The sequence below is a fragment of the Paenibacillus sp. NPDC058367 genome (assembly GCF_042723305.1).
Lineage (GTDB): Bacteria > Bacillota > Bacilli > Paenibacillales > Paenibacillaceae > Paenibacillus_AQ.
This window is the reverse complement of the sequence record NZ_JBHXIZ010000008.1, coordinates 91,633-108,744: the sequence shown is the minus strand read 5'-3', so window position 1 is coordinate 108,744 and position 17,112 is coordinate 91,633. Positions and strand designations below refer to the sequence as shown.

At 45.1% G+C, this 17,112-nt stretch carries 9 protein-coding genes and 1 pseudogene; 5 read left to right on the top strand and 5 right to left on the bottom strand.

Annotated features, from left to right (window positions below; genetic code table 11):
• Both ACFWMP_RS28495 and ACFWMP_RS28490 read left to right on the top strand, forming a co-directional pair.
• A pseudogene (locus tag ACFWMP_RS28495) lies at positions 1-861 on the top strand (collagen-like protein); the annotation flags it as partial.
• 381 nt (positions 862-1,242) lie between these two features.
• Complete coding sequence (locus tag ACFWMP_RS28490) at positions 1,243-2,754, top strand: exosporium glycoprotein BclB-related protein (RefSeq protein ID WP_379425635.1); 1,512 nt, start codon at positions 1,243-1,245, stop codon at positions 2,752-2,754.
• An 80-nt stretch (positions 2,755-2,834) separates the two neighbouring features.
• Here ACFWMP_RS28490 and ACFWMP_RS28485 read toward each other — a convergent pair whose 3' ends face one another.
• From ACFWMP_RS28485 to ACFWMP_RS28465, 5 genes are all read right to left on the bottom strand, one after another.
• The gene (locus ACFWMP_RS28485) at positions 2,835-6,179 is read right to left on the bottom strand and encodes a DEAD/DEAH box helicase (RefSeq protein WP_379425633.1); all 3,345 of its coding nucleotides are present in this window, start codon (positions 6,177-6,179) and stop codon (positions 2,835-2,837) included.
• Between the two features lie 82 nt (positions 6,180-6,261).
• Positions 6,262-6,951, bottom strand: coding sequence for a TetR/AcrR family transcriptional regulator (locus ACFWMP_RS28480; RefSeq protein WP_379425632.1), 690 nt, complete (start codon positions 6,949-6,951; stop codon positions 6,262-6,264).
• 58 nt (positions 6,952-7,009) lie between these two features.
• Positions 7,010-8,065: an ABC transporter permease gene (locus ACFWMP_RS28475; protein ID WP_339243331.1), complete on the bottom strand. Its 1,056-nt coding sequence runs from the start codon at positions 8,063-8,065 to the stop codon at positions 7,010-7,012.
• On the bottom strand, positions 8,062-8,793 hold the full coding sequence (locus ACFWMP_RS28470) for an ABC transporter ATP-binding protein (RefSeq protein WP_379425629.1): 732 nt from the start codon (positions 8,791-8,793) through the stop codon (positions 8,062-8,064). The genes ACFWMP_RS28475 and ACFWMP_RS28470 overlap by 4 nt, the downstream gene beginning before the upstream one ends.
• A gap of 261 nt (positions 8,794-9,054) precedes the next feature.
• Positions 9,055-9,939, bottom strand: coding sequence for a helix-turn-helix domain-containing protein (locus ACFWMP_RS28465; RefSeq protein WP_341146286.1), 885 nt, complete (start codon positions 9,937-9,939; stop codon positions 9,055-9,057).
• Between the two features lie 125 nt (positions 9,940-10,064).
• Between ACFWMP_RS28465 and ACFWMP_RS28460 the strand changes: the two genes are divergently transcribed.
• The 3 genes from ACFWMP_RS28460 (at position 10,065) to ACFWMP_RS28450 (ending at position 16,792) form a co-directional block, all read left to right on the top strand.
• Positions 10,065-12,155 (top strand): alpha-glucuronidase family glycosyl hydrolase, encoded by a 2,091-nt coding sequence (locus ACFWMP_RS28460; protein WP_379425627.1) that lies wholly within the window; start codon positions 10,065-10,067, stop codon positions 12,153-12,155.
• A gap of 96 nt (positions 12,156-12,251) precedes the next feature.
• Entirely contained in the window at positions 12,252-15,692 is a 3,441-nt protein-coding gene (locus ACFWMP_RS28455; protein WP_379425625.1) for a glycoside hydrolase family 2 TIM barrel-domain containing protein, read from the top strand.
• Between the two features lie 44 nt (positions 15,693-15,736).
• Positions 15,737-16,792, top strand: a complete 1,056-nt coding sequence (locus ACFWMP_RS28450) for an NAD(P)-dependent alcohol dehydrogenase (protein WP_379425623.1) — start codon at positions 15,737-15,739, stop codon at positions 16,790-16,792.
• Positions 16,793-17,112: the final 320 nt, after the last annotated feature.

Genomic DNA, 17,112 nt, shown 5'->3' with positions numbered 1-17,112 from the left:
GTGACTGGAGCAACAGGGACAGCTGGAGCGACTGGGGCAACGGGAGCGGCAGGTGTAACAGGAGCAACAGGAGTGGCAGGTGTAACTGGAGCAACGGGGGCAGTTGGAGTGACTGGAGCAACCGGAGCGGACGGAGTGACTGGAGCAACGGGAGCAGCTGGAGCGACTGGAGCAACGGGAGCGGACGGAGTGACTGGAGCAACAGGGACAGCTGGAGCGACTGGGGCAACGGGAGCGGCAGGTGTAACAGGAGCAACAGGAGTGGCAGGTGTAACTGGAGCAACAGGAGCGGCAGGTGTGACTGGAGCGACGGGAGCGGACGGAGTGACAGGGGCAACTGGAGCGGCAGGTGTGACTGGAGCAACAGGGCCGAATATTCAAGCTGAGGGATTCTCAGCGTTCCTATCAGCTTTGTCAGTTTCTACTTCTTCCCAACTGACTGGATGGTCTGTGGCTTCTCCTTTCTATTCTGATCCTTCCTTTAACCCTGTTACGGGAAATTACACAGTTCCGACAACGGGTAGATATTCTATTGAAGCGACTATTAACTATTCCACAACTGCCTCAATCTCAATTAGTCTTGGTAGTGGGGTTAATCCAGCTTTCGTAGTTCAGAGAACTTCTCCTACTTCAACAAATCTGGTAAGTGGATTATTCCCTGTGTTGGATGTGAATGTTGCGCTTATTCTAGATTTGAGAGCTATTTTGGGAAGTGGGACTGTAACGCTGGTTGGAGAATTTGCACTAACAGCAGGTGATGTTATTGGTTTGTTCTATGTTTCTAATGGCTTGACGGTTCCTTTGAATCTGGGCGGTGCCAATACTTCGGGTATAGTTTGGTCTGTTCATGAATTGACGTAAATTTATCTCTGAGTTTGATTGTGAAAATAGAGGATGCTCAGTAGCCGTAAGGATGGCTTCCTGAGCTATCCTCTATTTTGTTAACGGGACAAGTTTTGGGCAGAACAGAATAATGCTCCTAAGAGTTACAATCTATTGAATATTGATAGATTTATAGATTTTTCCAATAGCACTCAATATGTATAGTAGTAGCTTTTGATAGATGTCCACACATTAAAAAGAGAAAAGAATATTACTATAAAGAGCCGAAAATTTCCAACTGAAAAATATAACAGGCTCATTGTTAGCGAATTTAGAGTAGATCGGAGGAATGATTATAGTAACGCTACTATTTAGAATTTTTTGCAGGCAATCTATTTAAAAATAAAAGGAGTTGATAACTTGAGTTATTTATCTACTGGACCTATAGAAAACAATCTGGTAAGCGGTGAAAGACCCACTCAGCTTGTTACTATTAAACTTGTTAATCAGAGTGATGTCACTGCGTCGTTGATTCAAGTCGAAGGATATTATATGAACGGTACAAGAACACTATATGTTAGTGAACTTCATACTGTGGGACCTAATGAAGTACTAACAAATGATTATTATGCAAATTTTGATTCATTCGAATTTTCATTTACAACACCAACTTTGATAGACGATCCAATTCAAGTCTCAGTTTGGGGAAAAAGCAGCACAGGTCAATTAGTGACTGCTCATCGGCTTGTCTACTCTGAATTGTATGGTGAAAATATAGGTTATTCAGGAGCCACCGGAGCCACTGGAGCCACCGGAGATACCGGAGCGACAGGAAGTACAGGTGCAACAGGAGCAACGGGAAGCGCAGGTGCAACAGGAGCAACAGGAAGCGCAGGAGTTACCGGAGCAACGGGAAGCGCAGGAGTTACCGGAGCAACGGGAAGCGCAGGTGTAACAGGAGCGACAGGAAGCGCAGGTGTAACAGGAGCAACAGGAAGTGCAGGTGCAACAGGAGCGACAGGAAGCGCAGGAGTTACCGGAGCAACGGGAAGCGCAGGTGTAACAGGAGCGACAGGAAGCGCAGGTGTAACTGGAGCAACAGGAAGCGCAGGTGTAACTGGAGCAACAGGAAGTGCAGGTGCAACAGGAGCAACGGGAAGCGCAGGTGTAACAGGAGCGACAGGAAGCGCAGGTGTAACTGGAGCAACAGGAAGTGCAGGCGTGACTGGAGCAACAGGAAGTGCAGGTGCAACAGGAGCAACGGGAAGTGCAGGTGCAACAGGAGCGACAGGAAGCGCAGGTGTAACTGGAGCAACAGGAAGCGCAGGTGTAACTGGAGCAACGGGAAGTGGAGGCGCAACTGGAGCGACTGGAGTGACAGGAACAACCGGAGCAACGGGACCTGCTGGTTCAGGTGCAATCATTCCTTATGCTTCTGGTCTTCCTGTAGCTATGACAACTGTATTAGGAGGCTTGCTGAATACTTCAAGTATCGTAGGATTCGGAAGTAGTGCGACGAATATTAGTGCTGCTGGCGGTACGATAGATCTCACCGGAGCGGCTGGAACCTTGCTGAACTTTGCATTCTCAGTTCCACGCACCGGAACAATTACCTCTTTGGCGGCCTATTTCAGCACAACAGCAGCGCTTAGTTTATTAGGTTCTACAGTAACAATCACTGCTCAATTATTCAGTTCTTCTACACCTAACAATACCTTTACTGCAGTCCCTGGTGCTGTAGTCACATTAAATCCTCCATTTACAGGTGTCCTTTCACTTGGCACAATTAGCAGTGGTATTACTACAGGCTTGAGCATTCCTGTAACCACTGGAGAGCGGTTGCTGTTGGTCTTCACTTCAACAGTAACGGCCGGAGTCGACGTTGCGACAACCATTGCTGGATACGCTAGTGCAGGAGTTACAATCACTTAATACGATGAATTTGAAAAAGGGATATCCCAAAAGCCATTTGGCTGAAGGATATCCCTATTTTTCTCCAAACATCATTACACCTAGATCATCAGAATTTCTCGGATGTCTTGTTCTGTAAGGGTAGATAACCCTTCCTGACCTGGCTGAATTACCTCATCGATCAAGTTCCTTTTCTTCTGTTGTAGCTCATACATTTTGTCTTCCACAGTACCTTGGGTGACGAGCCGAATGACTTGAACTACTTTTTTCTGTCCGATTCGGTGAGCCCGATCTGCAGCTTGCTGTTCGACGGCAGGGTTCCACCATAGATCGTATAGAATGACAGTGTCTGCCCCTGTTAAATTGAGTCCGGTTCCGCCAGCTTTTAAGGAGATCAGGAAAATATCCCGCTCTCCTTCATTAAATTGATTACATAAATCTACGCGCTGAGACACAGGCGTTTGACCGTCTAGGTAAAAATATGGAATACCTTGATAGCCGAGTTCACGTCCAATCAAACCGAGCATTTCTGTGAACTGGGAGAATACTAGCATTCGTTTACCTGAACTGCGGCATTCCTCTATGATTTCAAACAGCTGCTCGAACTTGGCGGAGCTTCCTTCATACCCATCCACAAATAGAGCCGGGTGACAGCATAGCTGGCGCAGACGGGTGAGACCAGCAAGGATTTTAATCCGATTATTATTACCGAAGCTATCCAGGGTCAGATGCTTAAGCGCCTCTTTTTTCAAACGGGCGAGATAAGCGACATATAACTTCTTCTGCTCAGGGAACAGCTCACAGGCTTGGAGTGATTCGATTTTCTCAGGCAATTCTTTTAACACATCACTCTTTAAGCGCCGCAGCAAAAAAGGACGTGCCCGTTTAGCAATAGTTTCCCTCGGCAAATCGTGAAAAGCCTTCTTACCTGGAAACAACCCGGGAAACACAGTGCCGAAGATGGACCATAGATCTTCTAGCGCATTCTCAACAGGAGTCCCTGTAAGTGCAAAACGATGCCGGGCTTGAAGAGCCATAACTGCTTGAGCGGTCTGCGTCGTATGGTTCTTTATGGTTTGCGCTTCATCGAGAATCAGGGTGTGAAAAGATTTCTTAGCATACAACTGAACATCTCTTCGAAGCAGCGGGTAAGAGGTGATAATTACATCCGCCTTCGCTGCATTTTTTAAAATTCGACTGCGTTCCGTTAAGCTTCCATCTGCAATAACAGCCTTAATCTCAGGCGTGAATTTTTTAAGCTCATTATGCCAGTTGTAGGTGAGAGAGGCAGGAGCGACAATAAGAGCGGGCAGACCACTCTGACGAATATCCGGAAGCTCAGAGAGCAGAAAAGCGATACTCTGCAGCGTTTTGCCAAGACCCATATCATCCGCTAAAATTCCCCCGAAATGGTAATGGGCCAGCGTCTTCAGCCACTGAAATCCATACTGCTGATAATCCCGGAGCACGGGAGCCAGACTCTCCGGTATAGGGAAATCAAGGTTCTCAGGATTGTGCATATTCGCAAGTAATCGTTTAAAGGATCTGCTTAGCTTGACTGAGTCACTTTGAGAATCGGAAGAGGTTAAGTGTAACCCACGAACGACTGGTAAAGAAAATTGCGCACCTTTAATCTCACCTTCTCGAATGCCCATCTCGTTCATAAAGGTGATGATTTCTTGGAGCTCCTCACTCTCCAGAGGTAGCAGTGCCCCTTCGGGCAATCGGTAGTATTTACGTTTATCCTGAAGTGATTTTAAGACCATCACAATCTCAGATTCGGGAATACCACCCATGTCAAATTTAAAATCAAGCCAGTCGGTTTTCTCATTCCAACTAATACTCACTTTTGGTGGCGTGGTTCCCGTGAATAGTCTTTCTTTGACAGCGGTGGTCGCATAGACCGTTAATAGTGGTTCAAGCAACGGAATCGTGTGGTATAAAAAATCGTACTCACCATCCTCATCCGTCATAATATACCCGCCTTCGGTTTTGGCGAAGGATTCATGCTCCATCAGCTCCAGAATTTTGGCCTCTCCTTCACCGTCGCGTATAAGAATCAAGTCCGTACCGCGAACATGGGCTTTTTCATCCAAAGGATTGATGATAATGTCACCATACTGAAACTCTAGCCCGGCGAGCAGTCGATCACGCACACGGTCCAGATAGAGCCTCGCTATAAGCTTATGTTGCACAATTCGATCAGCAATAGATTCGGCAATATGCACGTTTCCCAGTTTTTTCAAACCAGGGATAACCTTGTCCATAAAAGGCTCCATTTGTTCGGGGGCAATGTCGATGCCATCTCGACGAGAGGATTCCAGCATTTTCTTCATCTCAGATAGGCGCATGCATTCCTGAGCAGTTAGCTTCAACAGCTTACCTTCAGACAGCACGAGTCCGTAATCTTCCAGAACTGAGATCTGCTCCAGTCCTTGAATATCCAGATGGTAGCCTTCGCCTTCGGCTTGCTCGAACGCAAAGCTAAGGGGCGGTGCTTCATTAGACATATGAATACCTTCGTACAACACCTCTTCTTGTTGCAGATATACCGACTGAACCTCTGAAAGTGCGGGCTGAAGCGTCTCCCAGAAAAAAGGAGGGATAGCCAGCAGGCGATCTCCCCCCAGGCTGCCACCATATGGAGAGTAGTTAGTGACGTTATCGCGATACATTTTTTCATTTAAGACAATTTCAATTAGCTTCTGAAGAACGATGTTATCTTCCTTCCGAAAGCTGTGAATGGCAGGGTCATAGACGAAATGCTTCGAGAATTCGAAGGTTTCTCCACGATGTACACGTTCCAGAAAACCTCTTATTCTATGAACGACATATAGTCGTTTCGAGCCGATTTTCATTTCTATTCCCAGCATGGTAGTGCTATAGCTGTAAGTGAATGGCTTGCAGATGAACTCGACATTTAAAGGGATTCTATTATCTACAAAAGCCCCAGTACCGCTCGGACGAGGCTTATGGTTAGTGAACATGCCTAGCAGGCTGCTCACAAGATGCTGGTCTCTGGACCTTCCTCCCATGTCTCGCGTAGAATCCGTAACATTACGTGGGGTTAAGACTCCAGTATCTTCAATAGTAGAAAGGCTAGAAGTTCCAGTATGAGCTGGCCGTTCTCCAGCAGTTTCAAGGGCATCAATGCTGATCAGTACGGCTGCGATATGTTTGCAGAAAGGCCCTCCATGCGTGTAAGCAGGACAAGTACATTCTGCCGTGACATCACCGTCGATATCGATGACAACCATGACTTCGTAGCCAATGCCCCCTTGAACGAGCGCTTCATAACGAGAGCGGGGAAGATCTGGGATGGATTCATTACGTTCTTCAACATCTATTATATCGACGCTTCCTGACTGGTAATAAGCCAATCCTTTTTCAAAAATAGACTTGCCGCACAGCAGCTTAATTACCCGTTCTGTCACACTAAAGCCCATAACATAATTCCTTCCTCGTAACTTGTTCTTCGAAAAGTCCGATTATTATATAGTCCTTATGATAACAGAACGGGCGTGCGCATCAAATAGGGGCTGCTACTCCACTAATCCCGTGCATAATAAAACGGATCGTCAGGTCAATCTCTTCCTCATCGTTCCAGTCCTTCTCCGGTTGTAGCAGCAGGCGATTAAGCAGATACCCACCAATGGATGAAATAGTGAAACGTAGAATAGCGGGTGTGGGTAATTCAATGACTTCACCTTTTGCCTTGAAGTGTTCAACAATTTCGATGACGCGCTCCAGCACCTTGCTTAGAATATTTTCTGCGAACTGTTCTCTGAGCAACGGTTGGAAAGGAATCTCCTGTATCAGAATCTTTAGCATTTTAAAATTTCTACGGGCGAACTCCAGACGATTGACGATAAATGACCGTAGGAATTCTTCGAAGCTGTCATAGGGAACATCGAGTACCCCGTTGAAATTCCGCAGTACAAAAGGAGCGAGCATACGACTCATGGTGGGGCCAATGATGGAGAGCAGTAAATCTTTTTTGGTTTTGTAATATCGGAAAATCGTACCCTCTGCTACGCCTGCCTTTTGAGCAATTTCACTAGTCGCAGCAGCAGCGTAACCTTTTTCGGAGAACACCTCAATCGCCGCATGCAAAATGGAAATCTGCTTCGGTGTCAGTTTATCCTCTTCACTTATGGCCAGCAGCTCTTCAATCCACTGCTCTTCTATATTTCGTTCCGCAGAATCATGTTCTTTCATTACAATTATCCTCCAAACTTGGTTCATTCCGTTCAACCGATGAAAGTTCTTAGTGAGGCTACATTTTCCGGTGTTTGCGTAGTGCTAATACATTCAGCACCATGAATAATAGTGAAAACCCGATCAGCACATAGACATCCAGAGCGATGGAATTCCATCCTTTGCCACGGATCATGATGTTCATAAGCGCTTCTGATCCATAATAAATTGGGGTTGCGTAGCCGATGCGCTGTAGCCATAGCGGTAGGGTGTCGAGTGGGAACAGTCCGCTGAGGAAAACTTGTGGCACGATAATAAGCGGGATGAACTGAATCATCTGTAGCTCGTTGGCTGCAAAAGCAGATAATAGCGTGCCCAGCGTCAGTGCAGTCATTGACAGGAGTAAGGTGATCAGCATTACGTAACCAAAGCTTCCCGTCATCATAATGCCAAGAATCTGAATGGAAAACCACGAGATCAACAGCGCTTGAAATACGGTAAAAATGCCGAAACCACATACATACCCGAGTACAATCTCCCATCTTTTTAAAGGAGTAGAAAGTAAACGTTCAAGGGTGCCTGTAGTCCGCTCTCGCAGGAAAGAAACACCGGCAATCAGGAATACGAAAAAGAAAACAAATACGCCAATCATAATCGGACCGAAGCGGTCAATCGTCTTCATATTCTCAGAACCGTATAAGTAGCTGATCTGGGGCTGTAATTGCAGCTGTTTCTCTGTACTTGGAAGAAGCTTCTGAGAAAGCTTTTGAAGCGTCATAATTACTGCCTTGTTGGCTGTAGGATTGCTACCCTCTAACAACACTTGAGGGATGACTCCTGAATTCCCAACGTTTCCGTCCAAAGTGATCAAAGCGTCAATCTTTCCTTCTACTAGAGCACTTTTCCCTAGCTCTTCGCTGGCATACTCTTTAATTGTGGTATTTTCTTCTTTTAACGCAGCTGAGATATTTAGTGGCACACCGGATACTCCGATTTTTGGCTCATAGGCGTCCCCGTTGAATACCAAGCTCATTAAACTTAGAACGATAAGCGGTGCAATGAACATTAAGGCCATCGTTCTTTTATCATGAATAAATTGTCGCAAAATCCTTAAGGTGATCGCTCGGATTCTCATGAACGGACACCTCCATAATATAGAAAGGCTTCTTCAATAGAAGCTGAGCCAGTGGCTTCAAGCAATCCGGCAGGTGTGTTGGCGGCAAGCAGTTTGCCATCACGGATCATTCCAAGGCGATCACATTTCTCAGCTTCATCCATGACATGCGTAGTGAGTACAATCGTGGTACCTTTCTCGTTCAGAGCTTTTAGTTCTTTCCAGATGGATAGTCGGAGTACAGGATCGATACCAACTGTTGGTTCATCAAGAAGAAGTAGCGGAGGCTCATGGAGCAGCGCAATCGCCAGGGATAGGCGGCGTTTCATTCCGCCAGAGTATTGATCTACTCTTTTGCGCAGATGCTCCTGAAGATCTACTAGTTCCATAACAGCTTTGATGCGTTTTCCGCGCTCCGCACCTTTTAGTCCATATAGCGCAGCGAAGAACTCCAGATTTTCTTTTGCGCTGAGTTCCGTATATAGGGCATCAGATTGAGCCATGTATCCAATTTGCTGCAGCATGGATAACTTAGGCATGGTGACACCAAGCACCTTTACCTCACCTGAGGTCACCTCATCGATACCTGTAAGCAGCTTTACTAGCGTTGTTTTTCCGGAGCCAGAGGGCCCTAATATGCCGAAGGTTTCCGCACGCTCCACTTGAAGTGAAATATCTTCGAGCACCTGTTTGTCTCCAAAGGCTTTACTAACATGGCTCACTGAAATGACTGGAACTTCCGAACCCATATTCATCTCCTCGATTCTGAATAGTCTGGGATACAAAGTGGTGTTACTGAGTGCTCTGCACAACAATAATGAGTGAGTGCTCACTCATTATTGTGCTCCGGAATCCAGTAAATGTAAAGTGTTAGATTTCCGCTACTGAAACTAACTTACAATTAGGTGTAAATCGCAAAGTAGCGGCATTTTTGCACAAGATGCGAATACCTGCTCACGAATCAACTTGATATGATGTTAATAAGGAATCCAGCTGGGATGTTCGACAACTCAATGATGCAAATGCCATTGCTTCCGAAATTGATTAGGCGTTGTGCCGAAATGGGTTTTGAACAATTTGCAAAAATGAGAGCAATTTGTGATCCCCACTTCCTCGGCGATGTGTGCAACTGTGTATTTGCTTGAAGTCAGAAGATGAACGGCTTCCTGCATTCTTTTGACCGTTAAATAATCGGAAATACTGCTGCCTGTACATTCCTTGAACAAGTGGGATAAATGATGGGGTGAAAGATGCAGATCCTTGCTCATTTGATCAAGCCGCAAAGGTTCCTTGTAATGCAACTGCAGCCATTCCATAATACGTTCTGCCTGATGTGGTTTACGAAGCAATTGTTCCATGGAGGCCGGCTTCTGCTGTGTATCCCAAAGCGGCTTTAAAGTACGTAGGAACGTGATGAGAAACAATGAGACCTCTTCCATGAAATCATTTTTGTGCAAAGTTGGAAGCGCTTTATCCAGATCCTTCAGAAGAGCTATCAGGGATTGCAGGTCCTGCTGTTCATACCATCGAGGTGAGGCAGAATTGCCGCTGTGAATATGATTGAAAAAGCTCTGTAGGATGGGCCACTTTTCAAAATAAGCTTTAAATATGCTGGGCTCATAATGCACGATTGAACGCACGAACGGAACCGCCTCATTAATTTCAATTTGAATATGATGCAGTTGATACGGCTGGAAAATACAAATCATCCCTGGCTTTATTTCATAGCTATTTTGATCAATAATCAGCGTCCCTTTACCTTCATGAACAATAAGAATTTCAACACCCTGATGAGCATGGAATGTACCTTGATAGTCGTCTGTATTTGTACTTGTTCTTTTATATACAAAATAGAGATGGAAGGGTTGTAAGTCCTGCTGCTCATGGTACGTCACATTCGTGTTCCTCCTATTAGTAGGGATGCGGATAACCTATCGTTTACAAAAGTATAAGAGAACCATTGCACAGCTAGCAACATCTAGATTAAAAAGTCTTACTCTCTAATGGAGGACATCGAATTATGGCAGAACAAAAGACAGAATTACATAACGCAGGGTATAAAGCTTGGCTCGAATATCCTTATATTCAATCGAGTACCGTAAGAGAGCGCTATGCTTCTTGGTGCAATAACATTTTGATCCCCGAACAGGATCATCCAGTGATCAAAAGTGCTGTGCAAGAACTAACACGTGGCATACAAGGAATGCTGGATATAGATGCTACTATTAATGAATCTCAGGATAAAGATAAACAAGCTTGTATTGCAATCGGTACGTTTGATAGTAATCATCCGTTGATTACGCATACCTTTAGCGAGGCTACAAGGACAGCAATTGGATCAGAAGGATATGCCATTCGAACAAATACGGAGAAGGACTGTATTGCAATTGGTGCTTCCACACCCGTGGGTTTATTGTACGGTGTATTTGCATTCCTACGCTTACTTGGAACGGGTCAATCTATTAAAGCGTTGGATATGTTGGATCAGCCGGTAAATACGCTCCGCATGATGAATCAATGGGATAACATCGATGGAAGCATCGAACGTGGTTACGCAGGGAAGTCCATATTCTACTCATACAACGAAATCACTAAGGACTTTGATCGATTGCAAGATTATGCGAGAATGCTCGCTTCGATAGGAATCAATGCGATTGCTATAAACAATGTCAATGTACATCGGTTTGAAACGATGTTTATTACGGAGCGCTATCTTCCTGACATCGCGAGGATTGCCGATATCTTCCGTAACTACGGGGTGAAGCTGTTCCTAAGTATTAACTATGCTAGCCCGATCGAAATCGGTGGATTGAATACAGCTGATCCGTTAGATTCTGATGTACGCCAATGGTGGAAGGCAAAGGCAGTAGAAATTTATAAATTGATTCCAGATTTCGGCGGTTTCCTCGTAAAAGCTGATTCAGAGAATCGTCCAGGTCCATTCACTTATGATCGTGATCATGCAGAAGGTTCGAACATGCTGGCTGAAGCTTTATTGCCTTTCGGGGGAATCGTCATCTGGCGCTGCTTCGTTTACAATTGCAAACAGGATTGGCGGGATCGCTCCACCGATCGTGCACGAGCGGCATATGATCACTTTAAACCGCTAGATGGTCGATTCATGGATAATGTTATTTTGCAGGTGAAGAATGGACCGATGGATTTTCAAGTACGGGAAGGTGTGTCTCCGCTGTTCGGTGCCATGGAGCATACTAATATGATGATTGAGTTTCAGGTTACGCAGGAATATACAGGCCAACAGCGTCATGTCTGCTACCTCATTCCTCAATGGAAGGAAGTTCTTGATTTTAATACTTACGCAACGGATTCGGAGTCATCGGTGAAACGGGTCGTCGATGGATCCATGTACGGTTATAAATATAGCGGCTTCGCTGCTGTTTCAAATATTGGTAATGATCATAACTGGACGGGGCATTTGTTAGCGCAGGCCAATCTATATGGTTACGGGCGTCTCGCTTGGAATCCGGAATTAAGTGCAGAGCAAATCGCGAAGGAATGGACAATGCTCACGTTCAGTGCAGAGGATGAGCAGTTAATAGATACGATTCGTGAGATCTTGTTAACCTCCTGGCATATCTATGAATCTTATACTTCGCCGCTTGGGGTAGGCTGGATGGTCAATCCTGATCATCATTACGGTCCAAATGTGGATGGATATGAATATTCGAAATGGGGAACGTATCATTTTGCAGACTTACAAGGGATTGGCGTAGACCGGACAATAAAGACGGGTACGGGTTATGTTGCTCAGTATCAAGGAGCGAATGTAGATTTGTATGAATCGGTAGCTACTTGTCCAGATGAGTTATTACTGTTCTTTCATCATGTACCGTATACGTATACTCTTAAATCTGGTAAAACGGTCATCCAGCATATTTATGATACGCATTTTGATGGCGTGGATCGCGCAGCAGGGCTGAAAGAGAAGTGGCAATCCCTTGAGGGGAAAATGGACGATAGCAGGTATGTGCAGGTGGCAGACCGTCTGCATGAACAGGCACTACATGCCCGCGAGTGGAGAGATATCATCAATACGTATTTCTATCGAAAAAGCGGTATCCCAGACCAGCATCAACGTACAATATACTAAATATTAGCATTAGGAGGAGTGTGTCCAGCAGGGCCACTCCTTCTGTTGCTCCATCCCTTTGTTTCATAATCCTATGAGAAGAAAGGAAGATACACCTTGAATCAGAAAAGATTATTTAATGAGGGCTGGGAATTCGCCAAGAGTACTTTAGAAGTGACGAATGCTGAGTCCTTGGATTTCCATCTCGTCGATCTCCCGCATGATTGGTTGATTTATAACACGTTAGACTTATATGAGAATAGTATTGGCTGGTATCGAAAGTGTTTTATAAATACGAAGAACGATGAGCAGCTATTGCTGTGTTTTGATGGTATTTATATGGACTCCACGATTTATGTGAATCATCAATGGGTTGGGGAGTGGAAATACGGTTATTCTTCCTTTGAATACGAGATTACAGATATGCTCATAGACGGGGAAAATGAAATTCTAGTGAAGGTTGTGCATCAGAGTCCGAATAGTAGATGGTATTCAGGAGCGGGTATCTACCGGAATGTATGGCTCAAGACAAGAGATTGCAATCATATCGTGACAGATGGAATTTACATTCATACGGTACAAAAAAATGACGTTTGGCGAGTGGAGATCGACACCGATGTGAGCATTACAGGAGATATGCGGATTTCCCAAACCGTTCTACACAAGGATCGAGAGATAAAGACCAGTGTTGAGAAGATCTCCGCAGTAGGATTAACACAAGTTACCTCACGTGTAAGTCAGGTGCTGACTGTAGAGAATCCTTTATTATGGAGCCCCGGTGAGCCTCATTTATATCAGCTAAAAACGGAATTGCAGCATAAGGCACCTGATCAGGGCTCTGATGATGTGTGGACAACAATAGAAGAAGTAACACAGTGTATAGGTTTTCGAACGATTGTACTGGATCCGCAAGAGGGAATGCTTCTGAATGGGTTAAAGATCAAGCTTAACGGAGTTTGTGAGCATCATGATCTTGGAGCATTGGGTTCGGCGTTTCATACAGCAGCATTGCGAAGAAGACTTGAGATCTTAAAGGACATGGGCGTAAATGCAATACGCACCGCTCATAATATGCCTGCAGCAGAGCTTATGGATCTGGCGGACGAAATGGGGCTGCTTGTGGTTTCAGAAGCCTTTGATATGTGGGAGCGATCGAAGACCACATATGATTACGCAAGATTTTTCAAGGACTGGGCGTTAAAAGATGTGAGAAGCTGGGTCATGCGAGATCGTAATCATCCAAGCTTGTTAATGTGGAGTATTGGCAATGAAATTTATGATACGCATGCTGACAAGCGAGGGCAAGAATTGACGAGCATGTTGATGGAATCCGTGCTTCAATATGATCCGAAAGGCAACGGGAAAGTGAGCATTGGATCGAACTATATGCCATGGGAGAATGCTCAGAAATGTGCGGACATCGTAAAGGTGGCAGGCTACAATTATGCGGAAAAATATTACCATCAGCATCACGCGGAACATCCTGACTGGATTATCTATGGTAGTGAAACCGCCTCTATTGTGCAGAGCAGGGGAATATATCATTTCCCATTCGAGCAATCCATCCTGGCTGATGACGATGAGCAGTGCTCTGCGCTTGGAAATAGCTCTACAAGCTGGGGAGCGAAGTCGGCAGAAGCGTGTATTATCGCGGAGCGAGATGCAGCGTTCTCATTAGGGCAATTTATATGGACGGGTTTTGATTATATTGGTGAACCTACACCGTATCATACGAAGAATTCGTATTTTGGGCAGATTGATACAGCGACCTTTAAAAAGGATTCATATTACATCTATCGAGCGGCTTGGACAAATTACAAGGAGCATCCGATGGTGTATATTTTTCCCTATTGGGATTTCAATCCCGGTCAAATGATCGATGTTCGAGTCTGCTCGAATGCTCCCAAGATAGAATTGCAGTTCAATGGTGAGACTGTTGGGACCTATGAAATCGATCATGTGCATGGAACGCAGCTAGCGGGCTGGTGGAAGATTCCTTATGAAGCAGGCGAGCTCAAGGCAATCGCTTATGATGAGGCTGACCAAATCATTGCAGTAGACATCAGGAAATCGTTCGGGGATGCGAGTCGAATCTGCTTAAAGGCTGATAAGGGTACACTCCTTGCGAACGGCACAGATTTAATCTTCATCGAAATTACGATGGAGGATGAGCGCGGGAATGCCGTTGAGAATGCAAATAATCGCGTTCAGGTTCAGGTGGGCGGAGCAGGCCGTTTGATCGGTTTAGATAATGGAGACAGCACGGACTATGATCCATACAAAGGAATGAATAGACGCTTGTTCAGCGGTAAGCTTATGGCGATTGTTGCTGCGAGTTTAGAAGCAGGTACGATAACAGTTGAGGTTACATCGAAAGGTGTACTAGGTAGTAAGCTACAGCTTCAATCGCTCCCTGTGGCAGATCGTGGAATAGGCATTTCAGCTAACACTAGAAATCTAGCGTTGCCCTGTGTGATGGGAAATGTAGAAGAAATTCCTTTACGAAAGATAGAAATTATAAGTCATTCTGGACAACAGTTTAATGAAAATAGAAGAAAAATGAATGTACACGCCATCCTTTACCCTAAAGACACTTCCTATACTGAAGTGGAGTGGAGTATTGTAAATGATGCAGGGATTGAGTCCAATCTAGCGCGGCTCGAACAACTGGGACAAGAAGCCAAGATCACGGCGTTAGGAGATGGGAGTTTCCGCGTTCGCTGTATGAGTAAGAACGGTACGGAAAAGACAAAGCTGATTTCACAGTTGGAATTTACAGCGAGCGGTCTGGGGACGGCTTACAAGGATCCGTATGGATTTATATCTGGCGGTCTATATGACGAGGTTAAAGGCGAAGTCGGAAACGGAAATGAACGAGGCGTAGCAACGAGTCGAGATGGTGAGACGCAGGTTGCTTATCGCGAGATTGACTTTGGAACTTACGGCTCGGATTTGATAACGATTCCCCTATTCGCATTGTCTAGCGAAGCCTACGAGCTCCAGATTTGGGAAGGCATGCCGGACGAAGAGCATAGTGAGCTTTTGGCAGACGTTATTTATCAGAAGGAATCGCAATGGAATGTTTATCAGGAGGCAACCTATCTATTATCCAAGAGACTCACGGGTATCAGCTCTATTTGTTTCGTATTACAGAAGAAGGTGCACATTAAAGGCTTCTCATTTGTGAAAAAGAACCGAGCGTTCGAGCAGAATAGGGCTGTGGATTGTGATCGCATTTATGGTGATACGTTCACCATCGCGGAACAGGGTGTTGAAGGAATCGGGAATAACGTATCTCTCGTGTTCGAGCAGATGGATTTTACGACGGAAGGTACTTCAAAGCTTGTCATTTGTGGGAGAACTCCGATCGATAAGAATACCATTCATCTTCGCTTCGAAGAGGGTGAAGCATCTAACAATCAACTGATCGAATTTACACAGTCAGATGGATATGTAGAGCGAGTATTTGAGTTGGAGAAAGTGACAGGGGAGCAGAAGGTAACGTTTATCTTCTTGCCTGGAAGTCAGTTCGATTTCGGTTGGTTTCGGTTTGAATGATCGATTGTCCTTTCAACTACTACGATAAATGAGGTGACGTGTACATGTTAACAGGCAAGATGAATGCTGCAATAATGGATGAGCAATTATCGATTTCTGTGAAGCAAATAGATATTCCTGTTCCTAAAGATAATGAAGCGCTAATTAAGGTGTATTGTATCGGGATTTGCGGGTCAGATGTTCATTACTATGAGCATGGAAGAATCGGTCGTTATGTAGTAAAGGAACCGATCATATTAGGCCATGAGCTGGCTGGTGAAGTCGTTGAGGTTGGTAAGCAGGTATCAAATATAGCTGTAGGTGACCGAGTAGCTGTTGAGCCAGGAGTGACCTGTGGACAATGCGACTATTGTAAATCAGGACGTTATAATTTGTGCCCAGATGTGGTCTTTCTTGCAACACCCCCAGTAAATGGGGCTTGGGCAGAATACATTGTCATGCCAAGCGATTATCTATTTAAACTTCCGGATTCTATGAGTTATGAGGAAGGTGCAATGCTGGAGCCATTGTCGGTTGGTTTTCACGCAATGATGCGTGGTAAGGTTCAACCGTTTGATCGAGTGCTAATAACGGGTCTTGGTCCGATCGGATTGCTTGCAGGACAAGCAGCAAAGCTATTTGGCGTTTCTGAAATTTATGGAACAGACTTAGTACCTTTTCGGCGTCAACTTGCAATGGAGATGGGCTTCACTGCAGCATTAGATCCAGTAAAAGAGAATGTTGGACAGCGACTCAATGAGTTAACGAACGGATTTGGAGTTACACTCGTCGTAGAATCATCGGGTAACGCAATGGCGATGGCGGATACAATTAAGTGGGTTCGCCGTGGCGGGAGAATTGTATTTGTCGGTTTACCAGCCGATAGTGCTATTCCGATGGACATGGGACAATTTATCGATGGTGAGATCGATGCTTATGGTGTTTTTCGTTACGCAAATACCTATCCGGCTGCGATCCAAGCGTTGCAGCATTCTTCATTAGATATTGAGAAAATAGTTACGCATCGCTTTGCGCTTACAGATACTCAAGAGGCTCTTGAAGTAGCACGTAAAGAGAAGGATACAAGTATTAAGGTAATGATCTATCCGAATATACCTTAATGCGTGTTATATAAAAAGAGACCGTCCCAAAAGCCATGAAAATGGCTGCTTGAGGCGGTCTTTTTGTGTTTACGTAGGAGCAACTATTGCTTTTTATATGGACGCTCCGCGAACGGACCGTTGTTCCAATCGCTGTGGTCTCCAGATTTAATTTATTTTCCCTACGCGGTAAAAATCCGGAGACCAAGGCGAACGCTATCGCTTTTCCACAATCAGTCCGTCCTCTCCGCTGTTTTAGAGGGGGAAGTTTCAACAAAAACAACGAGACCGAAGACACATAGATATGCCAAGTTGGACAAATCTTTCTACTGTAGGACAGC

What these genes read in the sequence shown, in the direction of transcription:
- ACFWMP_RS28485 (WP_379425633.1), bottom strand. Translation starts at nt 6,179, where the DNA reads ATGGGCTTTAGTGTGACAGAACGGGTAATTAAGCTGCTGTGCGGCAAG.
- ACFWMP_RS28480 (WP_379425632.1), bottom strand. Translation starts at nt 6,951, where the DNA reads ATGAAAGAACATGATTCTGCGGAACGAAATATAGAAGAGCAGTGGATT.
- ACFWMP_RS28475 (WP_339243331.1), bottom strand. Translation starts at nt 8,065, where the DNA reads ATGAGAATCCGAGCGATCACCTTAAGGATTTTGCGACAATTTATTCAT.
- ACFWMP_RS28470 (WP_379425629.1), bottom strand. Translation starts at nt 8,793, where the DNA reads ATGGGTTCGGAAGTTCCAGTCATTTCAGTGAGCCATGTTAGTAAAGCC.
- ACFWMP_RS28460 (WP_379425627.1), top strand. Translation starts at nt 10,065, where the DNA reads ATGGCAGAACAAAAGACAGAATTACATAACGCAGGGTATAAAGCTTGG.
- ACFWMP_RS28450 (WP_379425623.1), top strand. Translation starts at nt 15,737, where the DNA reads ATGTTAACAGGCAAGATGAATGCTGCAATAATGGATGAGCAATTATCG.